1 protein-coding gene and 1 pseudogene are annotated in these 1,757 nt (G+C 46.4%); both read right to left on the bottom strand.

Annotated elements, in window-relative coordinates:
* On the bottom strand, positions 1 to 1,184 hold a 1,184-nt coding region (locus tag ACTXGO_RS13235; protein ID WP_443574847.1), incomplete at its 3' end, for an ABC1 kinase family protein.
* Between the two features lie 250 nt (positions 1,185 to 1,434).
* Positions 1,435 to 1,757: pseudogene (locus tag ACTXGO_RS13230) on the bottom strand (peptide chain release factor N(5)-glutamine methyltransferase); the annotation flags it as partial.

Here is a 1,757-nt window from a genome sequence, read left to right as displayed (position 1 = left end):
CCATGACGCTTGCCGACGGCGACGATCTCTAACATCATCTTATTGAGCTCATCGGCCTGCTCTTTGCTATTAAACGGCACGCCACTGGTAAAGGCTTTGTCCTCAGCCATAATCGTGCGCATCATCTTCTCTAAATCCTGACCGAGCGCTGCCACATCGACCTGCGAGCGACCATGCGTCATCTCCATATCGATCATATTGTGCGCCATAGCCTGATAGTCATTGTCTTGCAAGGCTTGCATCATGCCCATACAGGCGCGCCAGCTTTCAGCCTTGAGCTTGCCGACGATACCAAAGTCTAAAAAGCCGATACGCCCGTCAGTGAGTAGCATTAGATTGCCCGCATGTAAGTCAGCGTGAAAGCTATTGCATAGCATAAGGCTTGCAAACCAAGTATTCAATGTATCTGCCATCACCTGCGCAGGATCATCACAGTACTGACGCATAACAGATTCGTTGATCATAGAGACGCCATTGAGTCGGCTCATGGTCAACACGCGCTTGGTAGTCAGCTCATCATAGACGGTCGGCGCGATGACTTTTGTATTGCCCGATACCGCTAGGAACTGCTGAAAATCACGGATATTTTGCGCCTCAGCGATAAAGTCGGTCTCAGCGAGCATACGCAAGCGAATCTCGTCGATAATAGGTGCGATACTGGCAAACCTCATCGAGGGCATCAGTAGTTCAATGATTTTGGTTACCCCATGCAAGACCCCAAGATCAGTCTGCATAATAGTTTCGACATCAGGCTTTTGCACCTTTAGCACCACTTCATCACCATTATGCAATCGCGCAGCATGTACTTGCGCAATAGAGGCTGACGCTAACGGCTCTGTTTCGATATGAGCAAATAGATCGCTCAAGCTTTGACCGTTAATCGCCAGCTCATCGCTCAATACTTGCTCGATATACTGGTATGAGAGCGGCGTCGTTTGATCTAGGCAATCTTGAAAAGCCTCAACGTATTCACGCGGGAATAGCGACGGCGTACTAGCGACGAACTGCCCGATCTTGATATAAGTGGTACCTAATTGCTCAAAGGTTTCTTTGAGCATCTGCGCGTCAGGCTTCTCCCCTTTAGCAACGCGAAAAGCAGATAGACCTGCGACACTTGCTGTTTGACGTACACGGTTAGCGACATTGAGAGTATGTTTTAATAAATGCGGACGATGTATTTTCATAAAAGACAACTATTATTAATGAGCAAAGCTTACTAGCCTGCAATAAAAAATCAGTAAGTGATGATATGGTTAAATAGATACTGCCAAATTTAGGATATATAGTGAGCATTGAGGTAAAGCGTATCTTGGACAGAAAACACTTGAAGCTACAGGTGTTCTGAGCTACAGGTACCCAAAGCTACAGAGGAAGCGACTTTCTCATATTAAAGCTAGGCCGTCAGTAAGTTTTTAGTTAATAGCACTTACGTCACTAATTAGGCGCTAGCGACATTTGACCTAGAGTGACGCGCTCATTGCCGCCGTAATCTTGAATGGTTTGTACGGCTTCAAAACCCTTTTGCAAGAATATATCTCGTACCACAGACCCTTGATCATAACCATGTTCAACAGCCAACAGACCACCTGCTTTTAGATACTTAGGTGCACCCTTTACAATCTGCGTGATATCAGCCAGTCCAGAATCGGGTGCAGTTAATGCACTGATAGGCTCAGCGATTAAAGAGGTTAAGTGCTCGTCTTGTTCATCGATATACGGCGGGTTTGAGACAATAACATCAAACGACAGCGCGTCAT

It is taken from the genome of Psychrobacter sp. T6-1 (genome assembly GCF_052258445.1).
Note: the sequence above shows the minus strand (reverse complement) of the source record. Positions and strands in the feature narration are given on the sequence as shown.